The sequence below is a fragment of the Halorussus pelagicus genome, from assembly GCF_004087835.1.
Classification (GTDB): Archaea; Halobacteriota; Halobacteria; order Halobacteriales; family Haladaptataceae; genus Halorussus; species Halorussus pelagicus.
Map to the genome: position 1 here is coordinate 1,550,243 of NZ_CP035119.1, position 20,111 is coordinate 1,570,353.

The following is a 20,111-nucleotide window of genomic DNA, read 5'->3' on the forward strand; positions in this document are numbered from 1 at the left end:
TGGCTTGATACGGCGGCCGTCCCTCGTTGCAGTCGTGACCGACGCGACCGACCTCGCCCGCGCCTACTACGACGCCATCGACGCGGGCGACTACGACCGGTTCGAAGCCTTGCTCGCGCCCGATATCGTCCACGAGCGCCCGGACCGAACCATCGAGGGCCGCGAGACGCTGGTCGGATTCATGCGCGACGACCGGCCGAACACGGACACCTCTCACGAAATCGGCGCGGTGTACGCGGACGACCCCGGCGCGGAGGTCGCGGTCAGGGGTCGCCTGCGCGACGCCGACGGCGCGCCGATGTTCGCGTTCGTGGACGTTTTCGAGTTCGGAAGCGGGAGTGGCGACGAGACGATTACCCGGATTCGGACCTACACGCAGTAGCCGGGGTGCTACTTACGGGGCGGCGTCTCGCTGGCTACCAACTTCACCGTGCTACCAAGACTTATGCCGCTGTTCTCCGATTCCTACACATAATGAGCCTCTTTAGAGACCTCGGACAGAAAGTCGAGGAGTTCAAGCAGGCGTCGGCGGCCGCGGCCGAGGAGGAAGCGAGCCACGAGTGTCGAGACTGCGGCGAGCGCTTTTTCGCCGACCGCGAGTCGTGTTCGGAGTGTGGCGGCGACGACGTGGTCCCGCTCGGAGAGTGACGGGGGTCGCGGGTGCGGTGCCGATACGTCCCTGTCTCAGTTCCGGATGCGGTGTCCGGAATCCCAACCGATAGGTGTGGCAGTTTCCAATGGCGGCCATGAACTACATCGCGTGGGCGGTCGTTGCGTTGGTCGGCTACTCCATTTTCACGCCGCTGGCGAGTCTGGCGACCAACCGAATTCCGAGTACGGTGGTCGCGCTGGTCGCCAACAGCATGCTCGCGCTGTCGGCGGCCGCCGTCATCGTCTATCGGGACGAACCAGTCGTCACTCACCTCACGGGCGAGAATGCGATTTACATGTACGCGGCGGGGGTGTTTCTCAGCGTCGGCATCATCGCGTACTACCGGGCGCTCGGGTCCGGCCCGGTCAGCGTCGTGGTCCCCATCTTCGGCATGTTCCTCGTCGGGAGTTCGCTCATCGGCGTGGCGTTCCTCAACGACCCGCTGACCGCGAAGAAGGTCGCCGGAATCGTGCTGGCGGCCGTCGGGATGTATTTGACGACGAGCTAATCCTTCTCGCCCGCGCCGAGGGCGCTCTCGCCGACCGGTTCGTGGCCCTCGATAACCTCCTTGTTGCCCATGTAGGGGCGCAGCGCCTCGGGCACCGTCACGGTGCCGTCGTCGTTCTGGTAGTATTCGAGAACGGCGACCATCACGCGCGGCAGAGCCAGTCCCGAGGCGTTGAGCGTGTGCAGGTACTCGGTCGATTCGTGGCGCTCGGGCCGGTAGCGAAGGCCAGCGCGCCGGGCCTGAAAGTCCTCGAAGTTCGAGGCCGTCGAGACTTCCAGCCAGCGGCCGCCCTGCTCGGGACCGTCCTCCATGTCGTCGCCGGGTGCCCAGACTTCGAGGTCGATCTGCTTGGCGGCCTTGAAGCCGAGGTCGCCCGTGCAGAGTTCGAGAACGCGGTAGGGAAGGTCGAGGCGTCGGAGGACTTCCTCGGCCTCGTCGAGCAGTCCGTGGAGTCGGTCGTAGCTATCTTCGGGTTCCACGAAGTTGACCATCTCGACCTTGTTGAACTGGTGGACGCGGACGATGCCCCGCGTCTCGGTGCCGTGTTCGCCCGCTTCGCGCCGGAAGTTCGGCGTGTAGGCCTGATGTTTTAGCGGGAGGTCGTCGCTCAGGAGGATGTCGTCGCGGTACATGTTCGTGACCGGAACCTCCGCGGTGGGGCAGAGCCAGAGGTCTTCGTCCTCCAGTTTGTAGGCGTCGTCGGCAAACTTCGGTAACTGGCCCGTTCCGGTCATCGACTCGCTGTTGATGGGGATGGGCGGGAAGATTTCCTGGTAATCCTGCTCGCGGTGAACGTCCATCATGAACTGCATCAGGGCGTGTTCGAGTTGACTCCCCTCACCCTTGAGGAAGTAATAGCCGCTCCCGCTGGTCTTGGCGGCGCGCGCCTCGTCGATGATGTCCAGTTCCTCGCCGAGTTCGTAGTGGGGCGTCACGTCGTCGGGCAACTCGCGCAGGTCCTCGAAGCCCTCGCGGCGTGTCTCGACGTTGTCGTCCTCGTCCTCGCCCTCGGGGACGCTCTCGTGGGGTACTTGGGGTACGCGTAGGAGAAGGTCCTCTAGCTCCTCTTCCAACTCGGCGGCGCGCTCCTCGACCTCCTCGATTTCGGCCTTGAGTTCTTGCGAGCGTTCGATTGCCTCGTCGGCCTCGTCGTGCTTTCCGGCCTGCTTGAGGTCGCCGATTTTGTCGCTGACCTGATTGCGCTCGTGGCGCAGGTCGTCGCCGCGCGCTTTCAGGTCGCGCCATTCCTCGTCCTTTTCGAGAATCGCGTCGAGGTCCACGTCGGTCCCGCGCTTGCGGAGACCCTCGCGGACCGCTTCCGGGTTGTCGCGGATGTAGTTCCGGTCGAGCATTCCTACTCTCTCAATTCTTCTCCCGGCAAAAAACCGTATCGTTCGTGGGACAGTGGTTGGCAGGGGGACGGGTTGGGAACGTTGCTGTATCAGTACAGTCGTTGCCTTATTAGGACATTGTCTTTCCCGGTCGGCGCGTGGGGCGCGGCGTCTCGTCGCCGCGCCGAACCGCGCGAGGGACGAGTAGCGCAGTGGAGCGTAGCGACCGAGCAACGCAGGAGGATGGGGAGGTGTGAGGGCGTCGCGGTGCTGTGCGGGGCGGAAAACTCCTTTGTTCAAGTCTGAAACTAGCTTTGGAGAATCAAACTTCAATTAGAAACGAAACTTTAGGCCGATTAGCCACAATCGCAGAACATGGAGCAGACCGTCGAATCTGCGGTTGAACGCTATCAAGAAGGAACTATTTCACTCGGCCGCGCCGCCGAGATAGCTGACACGTCGGTCTGGAAGTTAATCGACGTTCTCGCTGACCGAGGCGTCGAGTTGAACTACGACGAGAGTGACCTCGAAACCGACCTTCGAGCAGTCCGAGACGAACGAGATCTCACTGCCCAACCTTCCGACGCCGAACATCTTTTACCCCGCCGAGACCCATCAACGAACATGCCACAGGGCGACCTCCGGGAGGTCACGACGGGCGACTGCTCGGACCTCTACTACCTCGACACCGGGATGTACGGCACCGACGAGTACGGCGCGGTCTACATCTACGACGCCGCCCGGCCCGCCATCGTGGACACGGGCATCGGCACCCACCACGAACTGATTCTCGACGCGCTGGACGAGTTGGACATCGCCCGCGAGGACGTGGCGGTCATCGCACCGACGCACGTCCACCTCGACCACGCGGGCGGCTCTGGCTACCTCGCGGAGGCCTGTCCCAACGCCGAGGTGATGGTTCACGAAATCGGCGCGTCGCACCTCGTGGACCCCTCGCGCCTCGTGGAGGGGACGAAGGCCGCCGTCGGCGACCAGTGGGAGTTCTACGTCGAACCGAAACCCGTGCCCGAGGAGCGCGTGGTCGAACTCAACGGCGGCGACACCATCAACCTCGGCGACCACCACCTCGACGTGTACCACGCGCCGGGCCACGCGCCCCATCAGGTCGTCTTCCACGACCGAGACGACGATTCGGTCTTCACCGCCGACGCGGCGGGCATCTGGGTGCCGACGGCCGGAGAGATTCGCCAGACCTCCCCGCCGCCGAACTTCGACCTCGAACAGTGTCTCGCGGACCTCGAAATCGTCCGAGACCTCGACCCCGAAACGTTGCTCTATCCGCACTTTGGCCCGCGTAAGTACGAGCAGGGCGTCATGGATGAGTACGCCGACGTGCTGCGCGAGTGGGTCGAGACAGTCGAAGCGAAGTACGAGGAGTTGGGTGACGCCGACGAGGTGGAGGACTACTTCGCGGCGAACGCCGAGATGACCGAGGTGTGGGGCGAGCGCAAGGCCAGCGAGGAGGCGCGACTGAACGTCCGCGGCGTCGTCACGTATTTGGACCGGCGCGAGGAGTGAGCGCGGTCGGCGACGCGCGCGCGAGTGACGAACTCGGGCAGGAAGACACCGCAAATCGCGCCAATTGGCGAAAACGACGCCGCGAACTGCCAGATAAACGCGATTGAACGCCCCGAAAGTTCGGGAGTACCTTAATGTCACGGGGTTCTGATTGAATGGTATGGAGTGGCGTGACGCCGAACGGGACTACGACGACGAAGTGGTCGGCCGATCGACAATACCGCGGTTGTTCGAGGAGAGCGCCGCCCGGCACGAGAACCGTCCGGCACAGCAGTACAAGGGCGGAGTGTACGACCGGTCGCTCGTCGGGTCGGCGGTCACCGCGGCCGCCGTCGGTGAGTTTCGGTCGCTCTCGTACGCCGAGATGCGCGACATCGTCCGGTCGCTCGCGGCCGGATTCCGCGACTTGGGCGTTGAGGCCGACGACCGCGTGGGCATCTTCGCCGACACCCGGATGGAGTGGGCACAGACCGACTTCGGCCTGCTCGCCGCTGGCGCGGTCGTGACCACCGTCTACCGCGGCTCCTCGCCAAGTCAGGTCGAGTACCTGCTCGGCGACCCCGACGCCGACGGCGTAGTCGTGGAGAACGCCGAACTGCTGGAGCGAGTCGTACAGGTACAGGATTCTCTCGACCTTGAGTTCGCGGTCGTGATGGACGAACTCGGCCCGGCGGGCGAGACCACTGCCGAGGACGCCGCGTTCGAGGTCCACACGCTCGGGGACCTCTACGAGCGCGGGAGCGAGGCGTTCGACGCCGAGGAGTACGAATCGTGGGTGGACGCCCGCGACCCCGAGGACCTCGCCACGCTCATCTACACCTCCGGCACGACCGGCAAGCCGAAGGGCGCTAAACTCAGCCACTGGAACTTCCGGTCGAACATCAATCAGTGTTACAAGCGGTTCGGCCCGCGTCCCGACAGGGAGGGCATGCCCGCAATCGACGAGAACGCCAGCACCGTCTCGTTCCTGCCGCTGGCCCACGTTCTCGAACGACTCGCGGGCCACTTCCTGATGTTCGCCGCGGGCGCGACCGTGGCCTACGCCGAGGACCCCGAGACCCTACAGGAGGACTTCCAGTTGGTCGAACCGACCACCGGAACCAGTGTCCCGCGAGTGTACGAGCGCATGTACGACGCCATCCGCGAGCAGGCCGAGTCCTCGCCGGTCTCCAAGCGCCTGTTCGAGTGGGCTACCGAGGTCGGCCGCGAGTTCTTCGAGACCGACGACCCCGGACTCGCGCTCCGGGCCAAGCGCGCCGTCGCCGACAAACTCGTCTTCCGGAAGGTTCGGAACGGTCTCGGCGGCAACATCGACTTCCTCATCAGCGGGGGCGGAAGCCTCTCGCCGGACCTCTGTGCGCTCTATCACGGGATGGGCCTGCCGATTCTGGAGGGGTACGGCCTGACCGAGACCTCTCCCGTCATCGGGGTCAACCCGCCCGAAGCGCCGAAAGTCGGCACCATCGGGCCGCCCGTGGTGGACGCGGAGGTGAAGGTGGACAACTCGGTAGTCGCTGACGAGACCTTCGACGGCGAGGTCGGCGAACTCCTCGTCAAGGGACCGAACGTCACCGAGGGCTACTGGGAGATGCCCGAGGCGACCGAGCGGGCGTTCACCGAGGACGGGTGGTTCCGGACCGGCGACATCGTGGAACTCCGTGACGACGACTACATCGAGTTCCGCGAGCGCGCCAAGGAACTGCTGGTCCTCTCGACCGGGAAGAACGTCGCGCCGGGTCCCATCGAGGACGCCTTCGCGGCCAGCAACGTAGTTGAACAGGTCATCGTCGTTGGCGACGGGCACAAGTTCGTCTCGGCGCTCGTGGTCCCGAACTTCGAGGGCGTCCGAAAGCGCGCCGACAGCGAGGGTATCAACCTTCCCGACGACGACCGGGAACTCACCCGAGACGACCGCGTTCGGGAGTGGATGGACGCGGAAGTCGAGCGCGTCAACCAGCAGTTCGAGTCCCACGAGCGAATCAAGCAGTTCCGGGTCGTCAGCGAGGAGTTCACCGAGGACAACGACCTGCTGACGCCGACGATGAAGAAGAAGCGTCGTAACATCTTGGAGCGGTTCGCCGACGAGATAGACGAAATATACGGGCGCAAGTACGGGAACGCCTGAGCGTCCGCTCGCATCGAATCGTTTTCGCCGCTGCCTCCGCGTTGCTCACGACCAGACTGTTTCTCCGCGTGGATAGCGTCGAGTGCGCCAAATCTCTCCACGGATAGATGTAGAGATTATTTCAACAAATATATAAAAAAATATCATATAAAAATAAGGTGTAAAGTTTTATTTCTACACTTTCTACTAAAAATTGCATGTCCGATAATGGGCCAAGTAGACGAAGCGTACTGAAAGGTATGGGCAGTGCTGGCGTCGCTGGCGTCGCGGGGACGTTCTCGGCTTCCATCGCCGCGGCCGAGGGTCCCGAGCAGGACCCGATTACGATGCTGGAGAAGGGCCGCAAGATGGCCCTCGCCCGCAAACTCTCCCGCACCCAGCAGTTCGACGACCTGATAGAGGTCGCCAACGAGAAGGGCTACGGGTTCTCGTGGGACCTCGACAACCTCGACGCCGCGCGGGTCGAAGCCGGTGACTTCCGGCGCGAACTCGTCGCGTACAACTTCGAGACCGAAGGCGACCACCGCGCGGCCGTCGTCGTTGGCAGGGACCTCGATACCGAGGCCGTCGAACTGGCCCAACTCGACTTCGAGTATTACCGAGAGGACGGCGTCCTCGACCGAACCGAACGCTACGAGGCGGCGACGCAGGTCGAGGCGACCCAACTCGGCAAGGAGACGACCGACAGCGGCGTCACCCACCGGACCATCCGGCCCGACCCCGACGCCATCAAGTCGTTCATCAACGAGGATGTCAACGCCACCGACTGGAACGACTTCCCGGACTATCTGAACATCAGCTACTGTAGCGGCTGTTACTGGGCGGCCAACAAGACCTGCCGACTGCTCTGTAGCACGGTCGGGGCGTTCGCTTGCGGCGCGCTCGGCGTCACCGTCGTCGGTGCCGTCTCCTGCGTCACCTTCGTCAAGGGCGTCTGCTACGTCGTCAACTACGTCAGCGGCTGTGGCGACGACCTCGGAGCGACCATCTGTAAGGGCGGCCTGAACGTCTGCGACGACGACGCGTCCGGCGACATCGTCAACGTGGATATCCCGTACTTCTGAGCGACGGACAGTCGCTTTTTCGTTCGTCCGACTCTCGCGGGCCGCTGGTCGTCGCGCGCGACTACGCGAGCGCCGGGCGAACTGTGCCGACTACGCGAGCGCGAACAGTCCCGCACCGACGACCAAGAACGTGAGCGCCGCGACGAGCGGAAACGCCGCCGCTCGCAGGCGACCGAGCGCGACCGCTCCCGGCGATCCGTCGGCTATCACGGACGGATTCGTGAGGACGACGCGGCCGTCTCGGTACTCGGGGCGGCCCGCGACGACGTGGGACTTCTCCGGGTCGATTCGGCGCTCGGTGTACCGCCGCGCTCCGATACCGAGCGACGCGAGGGGACCGCCCGCGGTGGGCGAGAGTTCGCCGCGCGCTTCCACGAACGCCCGGATTCGCTCGGGCGGTTCCTCGCCCGCCGAGACGCTGATGGTCTCGCTCTCGGTGTCGAGTCGGAAGCGTCTTGATTCGGGGGCAACTCGGACGCGGCCGCCGTCGTCGCGCAACTCGAAGGGGACCGTCGCCACGCCGTCGTCGCGGTGACCCCACGTAAACGGAATTTCGGTCGCCGTGAGTTCGCGCTCGCTGATTTCGTATTCGAGACCGAGACAGTTCTTTCCGGTGAACGGCCCACTCAGCGTCTCGCCGACCGATTGGGTCCGGCCGCGACAGACGACGAACTCGTCGTCGGAACTCACGGACGCCGGGCCGACGACCTCCGTCCGCACGAGTCGCGGAACGACCGCGAGCGGTCGGAGACCGTACCACCCGAACGCGACGCCCCCGAGCAGGAAGACGACCCCGAGTACGGTAAGCATCTCGTGTGCGGGATTCGCCCCTCTGCCTCAAGTATCTTCGGCTCGGAATAAACTCTCGCCGTCGTCGGCCAGCGCCTCCTCGACGAGGCGGTCGATTTCGGCTTGGACGGTCTCCAACTCGGGTATCGTCTTCCGGTTGTAGGCGCGCTTGGAGGTGTCTGTGTGTTCGGGCACGATGTCGTGGGCCTGCATCGAAAGGTCGGCGAGTCGTCGCTGTCGCTCGGTCCCCCGCCACTCGGGGAGTTGAAGATTCGAGACGACCGATTTCGAGAGGCTAGCCTTCCCCTCCGAAGCGACGTGTTTCAGCGACCGCTGGTAGGTCGCCGAGTTGAGCAGGGCACAGAGGAAGTGGGCCTCCCGCTCGCCGTCGGCCGAAATGAACATGAAGTGGTCGCCGGGCACGACCTGCTTCTGGCCCAAATCTGCGTCCTCGACGGTCGAGACGACCGCGAAATGGGGCTTGAACCCGAGGCGACACCACGCGACCTTGTACTCGCTCCACGTATACTCGCCCAGTCCGAAGACGTTGTAGAACGGTCCCTTGTCGAGCCACGACGACGACCGGGATTCGAGCGCGTCGCGGTGCGTTTCGAGGTAGTCGTAGGTCTTCGGATACCGCTCACGCAGTTCCTTTTCGTTGTCCTCGTTGGCCTTCCGGAGCGGAACCAGTCGCAGTTCGTGGCCGAACAGGCCGTACTTGACGACGTGGCGCGACTTGACGTAGGGGTAGACGAACTCGTCTTCGAGGTCGGCCAGTTCCTCGCGCTCGACGGAGAAGACGGCTTGGGCGTCGTCCTTGACGCCGTGGCGAATCTCGTGGGCGCACTCGCCGAGCGCCGCGTGCTCGGCGTCCGCGCGGACCCACGCCGACGCCTCCTCGTCGGCGTCCACCGGGACGAGCGCGGTCTCTTCGCGGTCGAGCGTCCGGCGCATTGACGCTCGCGTGGCGAAGTCGGCGGGGTCGTCGCGCTCGCTGGCGGTCCACGAAACCGTCTCGACGGGGAACTCGTGGTCGGCGTCGGCCCGGAGCGCGTAGACGGCGGCGTTCGCGCCGACCTGCTCGCCGAAGGGTCGGAGTCGGTTGAAGTCGTGGACCGCTTCGAGCGCGAGCGGTCGTTCGTCCACACTCAGCGTTCGGAGAAGTTTGCCCGCAGGTCCCTTCGAGACGGCGCGCTTCAGGACGAAACTCGCCCCGCCGCCCGCGTCCAGATAGCGGTCGATACAGACCCAGACGAACGGCAGGGAGATGTCGTCGTTGGCGTGGCCCAACCGCGAGGCGGTCCCGTCGTGGGGGAGTAGATCGAGTTCGTCGCCGCGCTCGCGCCAGCCAGCTTTCACGGTCTCCGAGAGGCGACTCCACGGAATCCACGGCGGGTTCCCGACGAGGTAGTCGGCGGCGGGGTCGAACTCCTCGCCCCGGAACGAAATCCGGTCGTCGCGGGTCAGACCGACAGCGTCGGTCAGAAAGACCGGGAGTTCGACGCGCTCGGTCTCGGCCGCGTCGAGGACGGGCAACAGCGAGAGCAGGTAGTTCAGTTTCGTACTCGTGACCGCGACCGGATTCAGGTCGATGCCGAAGACGCTCGACGTGACGTTGGCCACGATTTCGTCGGGGGAGTGGGTGTCCTCCAGCGCCGCAATCTTGCGCTCGATGCAGACCGACGGAAACACGCCCGACCCGCATCCGGGGTCGAGAAACGTCGCGTCCGCGAACTCCTCGACGCCGAGTGCGTCCACCGCGAGTTCGGCGACGCCTCGCGGGGTGTGGTACTCCCCGAGCGCGAGGCGGAGGTCCCGAGAGACGACGCCCTCGTAGAGTCGCCGGAGAAAGCCGGTGTCGGCCGCCCGGAGGTCGGCCCTCGTGAGCGCGTCCTCGATTGGGTCGGGGACGCGCCCGTCGAGGTCGGCGAGTTCGCTCACGACGCGGTCGTGCAACGCCCGGAAGCGAACCGACAGCGCGCCGGTGTTCGCCCGCGGTTCCCGATTGGCCAGCGCGAACCCGAACTCGCGCTCGGCGAGCGCGACGATGCGGTCCACCACGAAGTCGTAGTACAGCGAGTCCACGAACAGTTCGTCGGTCGGTCGCTCGCCCGCGGCGCTCGGGCGCTCTACGTCCGCGAGGGCGTCGCCGTGGCTGGTCTCGAAGAACGTCTCCCACTCCGAGCGGGCGGTCCGAAACCGCTCGTCGCTCGCCAGCAGGTCGCGCGCGACGTCGCGGTAGGCCTCGTACAGCGCGCTCTCGCGGCCCCACCGCTCGGCGATGTCGGCCGTCATGGTCAGTCCATCGGCCCGCGCTCGGCCAGTTCGTCGTAGGTCTCAGCCACGAGGTCGAAATACTCCTCGGTCATCATCCGCGGGTCGCGCACCCGGTGGAAGTCGTCCAGCACGAACCGGGTCTCCTCGCGGTCGAGTCCGTAGGCGTGGAACGCCGCGGCGTCGATTTCGGCTTGGAGACGCTGGCGCTCGTCGGGGTCGGTCGCGGCGTCGATGCCGCCCAACCGCTCGCGCATCTCCGCGAACTGCTCGCCGTAGCAGTTGAGGCGCGCCGCGCGATGGGAGATGTATTCGAACCAGTCGTCGCCCGAGGTGAGGCGGGGGACTTGAGATTCTTTGAATTTATACTGGACAATACTTGAGTCGATTTTTGTCCTCATTAGGAAGTCAAACGGAATGCTATTGAGTAGTCCCAACGCTACGAATAGTTCTTTATCGGTGAATATTCGGTTGTAAGCGCCGTGAAGACGCTTCTTCTGGAGATGTTTTTCTTCCGGTTGAATTGAGTACGGCCGAAGAGTAGGTAATTTGTGGTAGCTTATTACTCCCTTCGGGATTATTGCGGCAATCATCGTCCGCTCGTCAGTTGAACGAGCGATTTCTCGGTAAGCAAGCCGGTACTCTGTGCAGTCAAGAAGAACGTCTTCTTCGGTTAATGGTTCTCCTCGCTCGTCTTCTAATAGGTCGTTTACAAACTGCTTCTGGGACTTGCTGGTCTTTTCTCCACCGAACTCGTCGTAAACCGACCGCTTCAAATCTGGAAGGTTCTTTTCTCGAATTCGCTGTTTTCCACTCTTTTCAGGGTCCGTTTCCTCACTAACACTCCAGAAGTTAGGAGATTCTAAATCGTCTACGAAATCCGGAGAATAAGAGTACTGATAGACATTCCTACCGCCAAGAACAGGGTAGTCTCCGTTATATTTCTCTTCGACAAGCCGATCAGAATCTTGGGATAAGTGTAGTTCGGTATAGGGGTCAGCGTACCATTTTTCTCCGCTTTGTTCACCTATAGCCGGGTTCTTGAGTACTTTTTCTAGAACGTCAGTTTCTTTTCCGGAGTTAACGCTGGGGAATATACTCGCTTCTGGTGAGAAGTTTCCAAGAACTGTTTTGCTGATGCTGATTGCTTCTTCGTCCAGATTTTTGAGTATTCGAAGATCCTTTTGCACGAACTTCCCCTTGAGAACGTCTGTCTCTCCGGAGTTCTTCAGAACGAGAGTGCCGAAATTGTACCTGTTATCAATATCGTCAAATATCCCGTGGTTTTCAAAAGTCACGAGAGAATTCACTCTTGTTTGGTTCAGTAAGTGTTTGCGTAGGTCTTTACAGGAAGCGCCAGTAAATACGACGCCCGGCAGAACTTGTGAAACGTAACCATCATTGTCAGCCAATTTAAGAACACGTTCTAAAAATAGGGCCGACAAGTCGTTTTCATTGGCGACTGTCCGCCCGGCTACTTTCGGAGTTTGCAACTCGTAACTCCCACTCTTTTTAAAGTAGGTAGACCGGATTTTCATCCGCCGCTGATAGTCCTGCCATTTCGGTTGAATTTCTCTCTCGTCTCTCTCCAAGAGTTCTTTCTGTTTCTGGTCTTTCTCCGAGGGTGTTCGTGTTCGAAAACGACTGTCAAACTGCGAGAAAAAGTCGTCTCGATTTACTGTCAAAACTTCCCACGGCGGATTCCCCACAATCACGTCGAACCCACCATCACCATACACCTGCGCGAACTCCAAGACCCAGTGGAACGGTTCGTACTCCCGGACCTGCTCGACGCCGATGTCCTCGATTCCGGCCTCTTTGAACTCCAACAGCACCTTCTCGTCCAAGTCGTCGCGGTACTGGTCCAGCAGTTCCTCGGCGTCTTCCAGATACGCCTTGGCCTCCTCGGTGTCGCTGGTTGCCTTGTGCTTCTCGACCAGTTCGATGATGTCGCCGTACTTCTCGCGCACCGTGTCGGCACCCCACGCGTCGAGGCGCGACTGGTCGCTGTCGGAACTCGTCTCCATCAGGTCGGTGTAGCCGATGAGGCTGTTGCCCTGCCGGACGTTGAACACCACGTTCGGGAGCGCCAGTTCCTCGTCGTCGTAGGTGGCCACCTCGTCGGGGTCCACCTCGGTGATGATGGAGAGCCAGAGTCGGAGTTTGGCGATTTCGACCGCCGGGTTCACGATGTCCACGCCGTAGACGTTCTGGACGACCGTCTGCTTGTGGAGTTTCCACGTCGGCGGAGTCTCGTCGTGTTTCTCGTAGAGGGCCTTCCGGATACCGACGAGTTCGCTCTGGACCGAGGTGAGGAAGTGGCCCGACCCACAGGCAGGGTCGAGCGCGCGGAACTCGTCTACCACCGCGAGCAGGTCCTCGATGAGGTCGGTGTTCGTCTCGGGGAGCGCGTCCACGAGTTCGTACACGTCGTCGTAGTCGGCCATCTCGTCGGTCCAGCCCCATTCGGCGACCATTCGGTCGGCGAACCGCTCCAAAAGCGCGGGTTGGACCGTCTCCTCCGCGCAAAAGCGCGTGATTTCGTCGGGCGTGTAGTAGGCTCCCAGTTCCTTCTTCTGGTCGCCCGCGTCGCCCGTGATGTGGTTGATAGTCTTCTCGAAGACGTTGCCCAGCACGCTCGGGTCGAGGTCGGTCGGCCCGCCGTCCGCCGAGAAGTCGTGGCGCTCCAGCAGGTCCACGATGGAGAGCAACACCGTGTCGCGCACGTCGAACTCGCGCTCGTTCACGTCGCCGTCCCACTCGCTGGTCGGCCGGAATAGGCCACCGTTGAGATACGGCACCTCGCTGTACACGTCGATGTCCCGAATCCGGCCCGTCCGGTCGTCGGGTTTCTCGTCCAAGATGCCGAAAAACAGCGGTTCGAGATAGGTCTTGTAAAACGTCTCGGGGTTCAGACCGTCGTCGTGGTCCGCCACCAGTTTCCGGAGGAGGTCGGCGTCCACCAGTCGCTTGTCTTCGAGGAACTTCAGGAAGACGAGGCGGTTCATCAACCCGACCGCGAACAGTCGCACGTCGTCGCCGGTCGCCGCTTCCGGCGCGATTACGCCGTCGCCGACGAGGCTTCGGGTCGTCCGCTCCTCGCCGTCGGGTCGGATGCCGAAGACGTACTGGACGTACTCGTCGTAGAACTCGTCGGTGATTTCGGCTTTCGTCTCCTTGATGACCGCCCGCGCCTCGCTGGCGATTGAGACGAAGTTCTCGTAGCCGAACGACCGGACGAACGTCTCTACCAGCTCCCGGTCGTCGCCTTCGACCCACTCGTCCAGTCCGACGTTGCGCCCCGTCTGGTTCTCGAACGCTTTGACGAAGGTCCGCTGGAGGTTCACCTCGGCCAAGGTGTCGTAGCTGTAGGTGTCGCGGTCGTACTTGACCAGCACCCACCGTAGCCCGTCGGTTGCCAACCCGAAGTTGGCGTCGAACTTCTTGCGGTCGAGCCAGTCTTTGACTTGCCCGAGTCCGTGGCTCTCTTGGTCGAGTCGCTTGTTCATCGGTTCGGCCTCGACCAGCAGTCGCCCCGAGTCCACGTCGTCGTACTCGGCGAGCGAGAAGGAGTAGTCCGCCTGCTTGCCTCGTTCGTCCGAGCGGTCGCCCGCCTCGACGGCGGGGTCGGGATAGCCGAGCGCCGCGAACAGCGGTTCGATGACGGTTCGCTTGGTGATGGGTTCGGGGTCCTCGTTCTCCGCGCTGTCGCGCGCCATCAGCGTCGTGGCTTCGCCGTCTCGGAGCAGTTCTTCGAGTCGGTCGTCACCGACGCTCTCTCGCAGGTCAGCGACGGCGTCCGAGACCGCGGTTGCGACGCTCTCGATTTGGGACTCCGATACCTCGGTGTCGAACGCTTCGGTGACGAACTCGGTGGGGACCGAGCGTAAGGGGTTCTCTCGCTCGTTCATGGTGAACCTCGAAGACCGCAGGGTACTGGTGATACTGGTTCGGCCCTCCCACATAAATTCACGCAACTAACTTCGCTGGCCGCTACCGACTGTTTTAAACCACTCACCCCACTTTACCCTCAATAGGAGGATTACATAGAGTGGCAGCAGAAGGTGGCGCGCTTGTACCCATCGTCGCCGCGATTATCGGTCTCGGTGTCGGAGCGCAGGTCCTAGCCGACCGTTTTCAAGTGCCCAGCGTGCTGTTTCTCATCCTCGCTGGAATTATTATCGGTCCCGAGGGGTTACAGATAATCACGCCCGAGGCGTTCGGCGGCGCGCTGTCGGCCATCGTCGGGCTTTCGGTCGCCATCATCGTCTTCGAAGGGGCGTTCCACCTCACGACCGAGAAGCTTCGTGAAGCGCCCTCGGCGACGCTCAGACTCGTGACCATCGGTGCCATCGTCGCGTTAGTCGGCACCGCGGTCGTGGTCCGGTTCGCGCTCGGCGTCCCATGGGACGTGGCGATGCTCGTCGGGTCGCTGCTGGTCGCCACCGGTCCGACGGTCATCACGCCCATTCTCGAAGTGGTGCCCGCCCGCGACCGCGTCGAAATCGCGCTCGAAACCGAGGGCGTGGTCAACGACGTGACCGCCGCGATTCTGGCTGTCGTCACCTTCGAGTTGGTGCTTCTGGAAAGTCCGACCGTCAACGAGGTCGTCGCCGACTTCGCGCGCCGACTCGGTATCGGCATCCTCGCCGGGCTGGTCGTCGCCGGAGTCGTCTGGTACCTCTTGCAGTACGTCGATCTCTCGCCGGACAACGCTCCGCAGAACGCCCGACTCATCACCCTTGCGGGCGCGTTGGTCGCTTTCGGGAGCGCCAACACCCTCGCAACCGAGGCGGGAATCGCGGCGGTGGCGACCGCGGGCGTCGTCCTCGGGAATCTCGACATCCCGTACAAGGAAGACATCGAGGCGTTCAAGGGCGACATCACGTTGCTCGTCCTCTCGTTCGTCTTCATCGCGCTGGCGGCCCTGCTTGAGTTCGATACGTTGCTGGGTCTCGGCGGCGAGGGTATCGTGGTCGTCGTGGCCGTCGCGCTCGTCGTTCGTCCGCTCGGCGTCATGCTCTCGACGACGGGCGACCGATACACCCTCAACGAGCGCGTCTTCATGAGCGTCGTCGGGCCGCGAGGCATCATCCCGGCGTCGGTCGCCACGCTATTCGCGGTCCAACTCCAGAACCAAGGACTGGGTGAGACCGCGGACATCCTCGTCGGGACTGTCTTCCTCGTCATCCTGACGACGGTCGTTTTCGAGGGCGGATTCGCTCGACACATCGCGGAATACTTGGACGTGATACCTATGCGTGTAATCATCGTTGGAGGCGGGAAGGTGGGCCGCTCGCTCGCCGAACGCCTCGAAGACCGTGGCGAAAACGTGGTCCTCATCGAGAGAGATCAGGAAATGGTAGAGCTAGCCCGCGGCGAGGACTTCACGGTCCATCAAGGAGACGGGACCGACACCGAAGTCCTCCAGAATGCGGGCGCAGAGAACGCGAAAATAATCGTGGCCGCGACCGGCGACGACGACGCGAACCTGCTGGTCGCGCAACTCTCGAAGTCGAAGTTCGACGCCGAAACCGTCATCGCGCGGGCCAACAACCCCGACAACGTCGATGCCTTCGAGGACCTCGGTGTCCAGACCATCGACGCCTCGTCGGCGACGGCGTGGGCCATCGACAACGCCATCGAGCGCCCGGCGCTGTCGGACTGGATGACCGAACTCGGCCGGTCGGGCGACGTGCAGGAAATCGAGGTCACCGCGGACGACCTCGTGGGCAAGACCATCTCGGAACTCGACGACGAACTCCCGAACGGCGTCCTTATCGCGCTGGTCGGCCGAGACGGCGACAGCGAGGTTCCGAGCGAGGACTTCACGCTTCAGCGCGGCGACCACATCACCTTGCTCGGTCGGACGGAGTCGGTCCATCAAGCCATCAATCGCTGTCACCCGCGGACCTGAGACGACCGGAATAGCGAGACGAACGCCTGTTTCCGAATTTTTCCTGCACCGGCTCACAACGAATTTTTATCATGAACGCGAACGCACTGCGTGCCGACGGCTGGCAAGACGCCCTCGCGTCTCTCCTGATGACGATACTGGCCGTGTTCTTCTGGTACACACACGGCCTGTACGTGAACTGGCTCGTCTTCGTCGCCGGGAGTTGTGCGGGCGTACTCGTCTCTCGCATCTACGATTTCGCGGAAACCCGTCCGGTAGCCGGATTCCCGGTCACGATAGCGTTCGCTCTCGTCATGACTGCGGCAATTAGGATGCAATCGTTAGTCGCTGGTGTCGTCGCTGCGCTGACCGTTGGGACGGCGCTCGAACTCCGCAAAGTGTACCTGTAGGACCGAGCGCGACGCCGTCGCCAGCCGTCTCGGGGTCACCTGAGAGGTTCGGTCGAACGTTCGACTGTAAGACAGGTAGACCCTCCTCAACTCGAAGACCGGCCGTTCACAGCCCGTCTCTTGGTTCCGGAACGCCGCCCTCAACGTCCACATCGACTTCGAACTCCTCGCGCAACTCCCGAATCCGGTCGCGGATGTCGGCCGCCAACTCGAACTCCAGATTGCTCGCAGCGTCGTTCATGCGCTCCTCTAACTCCTCGATGCGGCGCTCGGCCTCCTCGTCGGTCTCGGGTTCGCCGTCGGTCACGCCGGAGGTGTCGGTCTTGCTCCCCGGCAGGTTCGCGTCCGAGACTTCCTTCTCGATTGTCGTCGCCTCGAAGCCGTGTTCTTCGTTGTACTCCTGCTGGATGGCCCGACGGCGCTGGGTCTCGTCGATTGCGGCCGCCATCGCGTCGGTGGTCTCGTCGGCGTAGAGGACCACCTCGCCGTTGACGTTCCGGGCGGCCCGACCCATGGTCTGGACCAGCGAGGTCTCCGAGCGCAGGAACCCCTGCTGGTCGGCGTCGAGGATGGCGACGAGCGAGACTTCCGGGATGTCCAGTCCCTCGCGCAGGAGATTGATGCCGACGAGAACGTCGAACTCGCCGAGGCGCAGGCCCCGAACGAGTTCGTGGCGCTCCAAGGTGTCGGTCTCGTCGTGCATGTACTCGACCGCGACGCCAGCCTCTTCGAGGTACTCGGTCAGGTCCTCGGCCATGCGCTTGGTCAACGTCGTGACGAGGACGCGCTCGTTGTTGTCGGTCCGAGTTTCGATGCGGTCCATCAGGTCGTCTATCTGGCCCTCGGCGTCCGTGACCTCGACTTTGGGGTCCACGAGATGCGTGGGCCGAACAATCTGCTCGACTATCTGCTCGCTCTGCTCGCGCTCGTAGTCGGCGGGCGTCGCCGAGACATAAAGGGTCCGGTCGGTCTTCCCCTCGAACTCCTCGAACTGGAGCGGACGGTTGTCGTAGGCCGTCGGCAGGCGAAAGCCGTTTTCCACGAGGCTGTCCTTCCGGGACTTGTCGCCCGCGAACTGGCCCTTGATTTGCGGGACGGTCTGGTGGGATTCGTCGATGACGGTCAGGAAGTCGTCGGGGAAGTAGTCCAACAGCGTGAAGGGCGCGTCGCCGGGGTCGCGGTCCGAGAGGTAGACCGAGTAGTTCTCGATGCCCGAGCAGTATCCGGCCTCCCGCATCATTTCGAGGTCGAAGGTCGTCCGCTCCTCGATGCGCTGGGCCGCCACGAGGTCGTTGTTCCGCTCGAAGTAGCCGATGCGGTCGTGTAAGTCGTCCTCGATTTCGGCGATGGCGTCGTCCATCGTCTGTTCGGGAATCGAGTAGTGTTCGCCGGGGTGGACGAGGACGGCCGACTCCTGCGATTGGACTTCGCCCTCCAAGGGGTCAACCTTCAGCATGCGGTCGATTTCGTCGCCCCACAGTTCGACGCGCACGGCGTATCGGCCGTACATCGGGAAGATTTCGACGGTGTCGCCCCGCACGCGGAAGGTGCCTTGCGTGAAGTCCACGTCGTTGCGCTCGTAGTTCAGGTCCACGAGGCGCGCCAGCAGTTCGTCGCGTTCGATTTCCTCGCCGACTTCGAGACGCAGGCTCATCTCCTCGTAGTTTCGCGGGTCACCAAGCCCGTAAATCGCGGAGACCGACGCGACGACGATTACGTCGTCGCGCGTGAGAAGTGAGCGCGTCGCGGAGTGGCGCAGGCGGTCTATCTCCTCGTTGATGGAGGCGTCTTTCTCGATGTACTTGTCGGTCTGCTCGACGTAGGCTTCAGGCTGGTAGTAGTCGTAGTAACTGACGAAATACTCGACGGCGTTGTCGGGGAAGAGGTTCCGGAACTCCTCGTAGAGTTGGGCGGCGAGCGTCTTGTTGTGTGCGATGACTAGCGTCGGTTTCTGAATCTCCTCGACCAGCCACGAGACGGTGTTGGTCTTCCCCGACCCCGTCACCCCGAGCAGGGTCTGTTTGTCCATTCCCGACCGATACCCCTCGGCCAACTGCTCGATGGCCTCCGGTTGATCCCCGGCGGGGTCGAAGGGCGCATCGACCCGGAACTCGGACTCGGCCTCGGGCCTGTCGGGCGAAAGCGGCCCGCTGTCGGCGTCGCTCATTGTGGAGCGTATTAGGGATTGAAGCTACTTTACCTCCTCGTCGCTCCCTCGATGGCGACGCCACCCCGGCGACGACACCGCGACCCGACTACTCCTTCGCCCACTCCATCGCGTCCTCGAAACTCGACGTGGTCGTCGTCTCGACGCCCTCGATTTCGTTGATGGAACTGGCGACGGCCATCTTCTTGATGCCCTCCGAGACCATCGCCCACTTCGTGATGCCGTAGGTCTTGCCGACGCGAGCGGCCTCGGCCGCCTTCTCGTAGACGCCCTCGTGCAACGCGTCGTCCATCTGCACGAACGAGATGTGAGCCGTCACGTCCTCCTTCGCGGCGAGTTCTTCGAACTGCTCGTTCACCTTTGCGAACTCGGACTCATCTGCTGGCATCCCTTCGGGGAATCTCGCTACCAAGACGTTGTCTTCCGTATATAGCTCCCACGCAGAGTCAGTCATATCTGACTGAGGTGGCCGTAATACAATCAAACCTCGTGTCCCGGCACGTCTCTCCAATGGCTCGACTCGTCCGGAGAAACCCTCCGTTCGCGTTGTGTGAGCGCGCACGAATCGTCGGCGAGTTCGGTACTCACGACGCGTTCGTCGCTAGTCGTCGCGCACAGGGCTACTTGCTGGAACCGTCGCCTCAACATACCGGCTTCGGATTCACACCCATCCCCTCCAGCGTCTCGGTGTACTCGTCGTAGGCCGTCCCAATCGCACCGCTCGCCGCCTCCAGCGCCGCGTCCCAGTCCTCGTCGCTCTCACAGACTTCCGCCAGCAGTTCCGTGCCGCGCTCTATCTGCCCATCCAAGTCCTCGCCCAAGTCGCGGAACAGTTGGGCGGTCTGGGGGTCGGCCTGTCCGACGAAGAAGCCGACCATCTGCTCTTTGGACTTCTCGCTGGCGAGCGTCCGGCCCAAAAATCCGCCGACGCGCGCGGGGTCGGTTTCGAGACCGCGCAGGTACTCGTGGATGGCGGGCACCTCGCTCGGGTCGTGGTTCTCTACGCCCTCGTCGAGTTTCCCCACGACCTGCTCGTAGTGGTCGCGCTCTTGGTCGCCGAAGTCGGCGAACGTCTCGCGGACCGACTCGGCGCTAGCGTCGTCGGCCCACGCCCCAAAGGTCTCGCTGGCGGCGTACTCGGCGTCGGCGGCGGCGCGGAACACGACTTCGGGTTCCATCTCACCCTCGGTTTCGGCGTAGAGCGACTTCGAGGAGCCGAGTCGGGAGAGCGCGGTCTCGTTGTCGTCGCGGACGGTGTCGAGGAAGTTCTCGGAGTTCATACCGAAGCGTACGGAAACCAGTCGCTTGTAAGTAGCGTCTGCGGCGAGAAATTGGAGTGGTTGCGAGGACGAGTCC

At 63.0% G+C, this 20,111-nt stretch carries 15 protein-coding genes and 1 pseudogene; 9 read left to right on the top strand and 7 right to left on the bottom strand.

The features are described 5' to 3' along the window. Positions 1–34 precede the first annotated feature (34 nt). From EP007_RS07835 to EP007_RS07840, 3 genes are all read left to right on the top strand, one after another. Complete coding sequence (locus EP007_RS07835; RefSeq protein WP_166035483.1) at positions 35–382, top strand: nuclear transport factor 2 family protein; 348 nt, start codon at positions 35–37, stop codon at positions 380–382. Positions 383–474: 92 nt separating this feature from the next. Next, positions 475–648 (top strand): PhlB family protein, encoded by a 174-nt coding sequence (locus tag EP007_RS17385; protein WP_166035485.1) that lies wholly within the window; start codon positions 475–477, stop codon positions 646–648. 89 nt (positions 649–737) lie between these two features. Beyond that, positions 738–1,160 (top strand): EamA family transporter, encoded by a 423-nt coding sequence (locus EP007_RS07840; protein WP_243700348.1) that lies wholly within the window; start codon positions 738–740, stop codon positions 1,158–1,160. On the opposite strand, the gene serS is transcribed toward EP007_RS07840, so the two are convergent. Then, positions 1,157–2,512: a serine--tRNA ligase gene (gene serS, locus EP007_RS07845; RefSeq protein ID WP_128477127.1), complete on the bottom strand. Its 1,356-nt coding sequence runs from the start codon at positions 2,510–2,512 to the stop codon at positions 1,157–1,159. The two genes, EP007_RS07840 and serS, sit on opposite strands and share 4 nt — an antisense overlap. Before the next feature lie 354 nt (positions 2,513–2,866). On the opposite strand from serS, the pseudogene EP007_RS17910 reads away from it, so the two are divergent. The 4 genes and pseudogenes from EP007_RS17910 to EP007_RS07860 all read left to right on the top strand — a co-directional run. Then, positions 2,867–2,974: pseudogene (locus tag EP007_RS17910) on the top strand (UPF0175 family protein); the annotation flags it as partial. A gap of 141 nt (positions 2,975–3,115) precedes the next feature. After that, on the top strand, positions 3,116–4,030 hold the full coding sequence (locus EP007_RS07850) for an MBL fold metallo-hydrolase (protein ID WP_166035642.1): 915 nt from the start codon (positions 3,116–3,118) through the stop codon (positions 4,028–4,030). Between the two features lie 160 nt (positions 4,031–4,190). After that, positions 4,191–6,155: an AMP-dependent synthetase/ligase gene (locus tag EP007_RS07855; protein WP_128477129.1), complete on the top strand. Its 1,965-nt coding sequence runs from the start codon at positions 4,191–4,193 to the stop codon at positions 6,153–6,155. A gap of 197 nt (positions 6,156–6,352) precedes the next feature. After that, positions 6,353–7,219, top strand: a complete 867-nt coding sequence (locus EP007_RS07860; RefSeq protein WP_208023473.1) for a halocin C8-like domain-containing protein — start codon at positions 6,353–6,355, stop codon at positions 7,217–7,219. A 90-nt stretch (positions 7,220–7,309) separates the two neighbouring features. Here EP007_RS07860 and EP007_RS07865 read toward each other — a convergent pair whose 3' ends face one another. The 3 genes from EP007_RS07865 to EP007_RS07875 are packed head-to-tail and all read right to left on the bottom strand — an operon-like array spanning position 7,310 to position 14,193. Further along, positions 7,310–8,029 carry a hypothetical protein gene (locus EP007_RS07865; RefSeq protein ID WP_128477130.1) on the bottom strand — a complete coding sequence of 240 codons (720 nt, stop codon included), beginning with the start codon at positions 8,027–8,029 and terminating at the stop codon, positions 7,310–7,312. Positions 8,030–8,056: 27 nt separating this feature from the next. Further along, on the bottom strand, positions 8,057–10,303 hold the full coding sequence (locus tag EP007_RS07870; RefSeq protein ID WP_128477131.1) for an N-6 DNA methylase: 2,247 nt from the start codon (positions 10,301–10,303) through the stop codon (positions 8,057–8,059). A gap of 2 nt (positions 10,304–10,305) precedes the next feature. After that, a complete protein-coding gene (locus tag EP007_RS07875) occupies positions 10,306–14,193 on the bottom strand; it encodes an Eco57I restriction-modification methylase domain-containing protein (RefSeq protein ID WP_128477132.1) in 3,888 nt (1,295 codons plus the stop codon). Between the two features lie 140 nt (positions 14,194–14,333). Here EP007_RS07875 and EP007_RS07880 point away from each other — a divergent pair, with 140 nt between their 5' ends. Further along, on the top strand, positions 14,334–16,199 hold the full coding sequence (locus EP007_RS07880; RefSeq protein WP_128477133.1) for a cation:proton antiporter domain-containing protein: 1,866 nt from the start codon (positions 14,334–14,336) through the stop codon (positions 16,197–16,199). A 71-nt stretch (positions 16,200–16,270) separates the two neighbouring features. Beyond that, positions 16,271–16,588: a hypothetical protein gene (locus EP007_RS07885; protein WP_128477134.1), complete on the top strand. Its 318-nt coding sequence runs from the start codon at positions 16,271–16,273 to the stop codon at positions 16,586–16,588. 106 nt (positions 16,589–16,694) lie between these two features. Here EP007_RS07885 and uvrB read toward each other — a convergent pair whose 3' ends face one another. The 3 genes from uvrB to EP007_RS07900 form a co-directional block, all read right to left on the bottom strand. Continuing rightward, entirely contained in the window at positions 16,695–18,755 is a 2,061-nt protein-coding gene (gene uvrB, locus EP007_RS07890; protein ID WP_128477135.1) for an excinuclease ABC subunit UvrB, read from the bottom strand. Between the two features lie 88 nt (positions 18,756–18,843). Next, complete coding sequence (locus EP007_RS07895) at positions 18,844–19,209, bottom strand: hypothetical protein (RefSeq protein WP_128477136.1); 366 nt, start codon at positions 19,207–19,209, stop codon at positions 18,844–18,846. A 187-nt stretch (positions 19,210–19,396) separates the two neighbouring features. Continuing rightward, the gene (locus tag EP007_RS07900) at positions 19,397–20,035 is read right to left on the bottom strand and encodes a rubrerythrin family protein (RefSeq protein WP_128477137.1); all 639 of its coding nucleotides are present in this window, start codon (positions 20,033–20,035) and stop codon (positions 19,397–19,399) included. Positions 20,036–20,111: the final 76 nt, after the last annotated feature.

Coding starts and splice junctions, on each gene's coding strand:
- EP007_RS17385 (WP_166035485.1), top strand. CDS start 475: ATGAGCCTCTTTAGAGACCTCGGACAGAAAGTCGAGGAGTTCAAGCAG.
- EP007_RS07840 (WP_243700348.1), top strand. CDS start 738: ATGGCGGCCATGAACTACATCGCGTGGGCGGTCGTTGCGTTGGTCGGC.
- serS (WP_128477127.1), bottom strand. CDS start 2,512: ATGCTCGACCGGAACTACATCCGCGACAACCCGGAAGCGGTCCGCGAG.
- EP007_RS07850 (WP_166035642.1), top strand. CDS start 3,116: ATGCCACAGGGCGACCTCCGGGAGGTCACGACGGGCGACTGCTCGGAC.
- EP007_RS07855 (WP_128477129.1), top strand. CDS start 4,191: ATGGAGTGGCGTGACGCCGAACGGGACTACGACGACGAAGTGGTCGGC.
- EP007_RS07860 (WP_208023473.1), top strand. CDS start 6,353: ATGTCCGATAATGGGCCAAGTAGACGAAGCGTACTGAAAGGTATGGGC.
- EP007_RS07865 (WP_128477130.1), bottom strand. CDS start 8,029: ATGCTTACCGTACTCGGGGTCGTCTTCCTGCTCGGGGGCGTCGCGTTC.
- EP007_RS07870 (WP_128477131.1), bottom strand. CDS start 10,303: ATGACGGCCGACATCGCCGAGCGGTGGGGCCGCGAGAGCGCGCTGTAC.
- EP007_RS07875 (WP_128477132.1), bottom strand. CDS start 14,193: ATGAACGAGCGAGAGAACCCCTTACGCTCGGTCCCCACCGAGTTCGTC.
- EP007_RS07885 (WP_128477134.1), top strand. CDS start 16,271: ATGAACGCGAACGCACTGCGTGCCGACGGCTGGCAAGACGCCCTCGCG.
- uvrB (WP_128477135.1), bottom strand. CDS start 18,755: ATGAGCGACGCCGACAGCGGGCCGCTTTCGCCCGACAGGCCCGAGGCC.
- EP007_RS07895 (WP_128477136.1), bottom strand. CDS start 19,209: ATGACTGACTCTGCGTGGGAGCTATATACGGAAGACAACGTCTTGGTA.
- EP007_RS07900 (WP_128477137.1), bottom strand. CDS start 20,035: ATGAACTCCGAGAACTTCCTCGACACCGTCCGCGACGACAACGAGACC.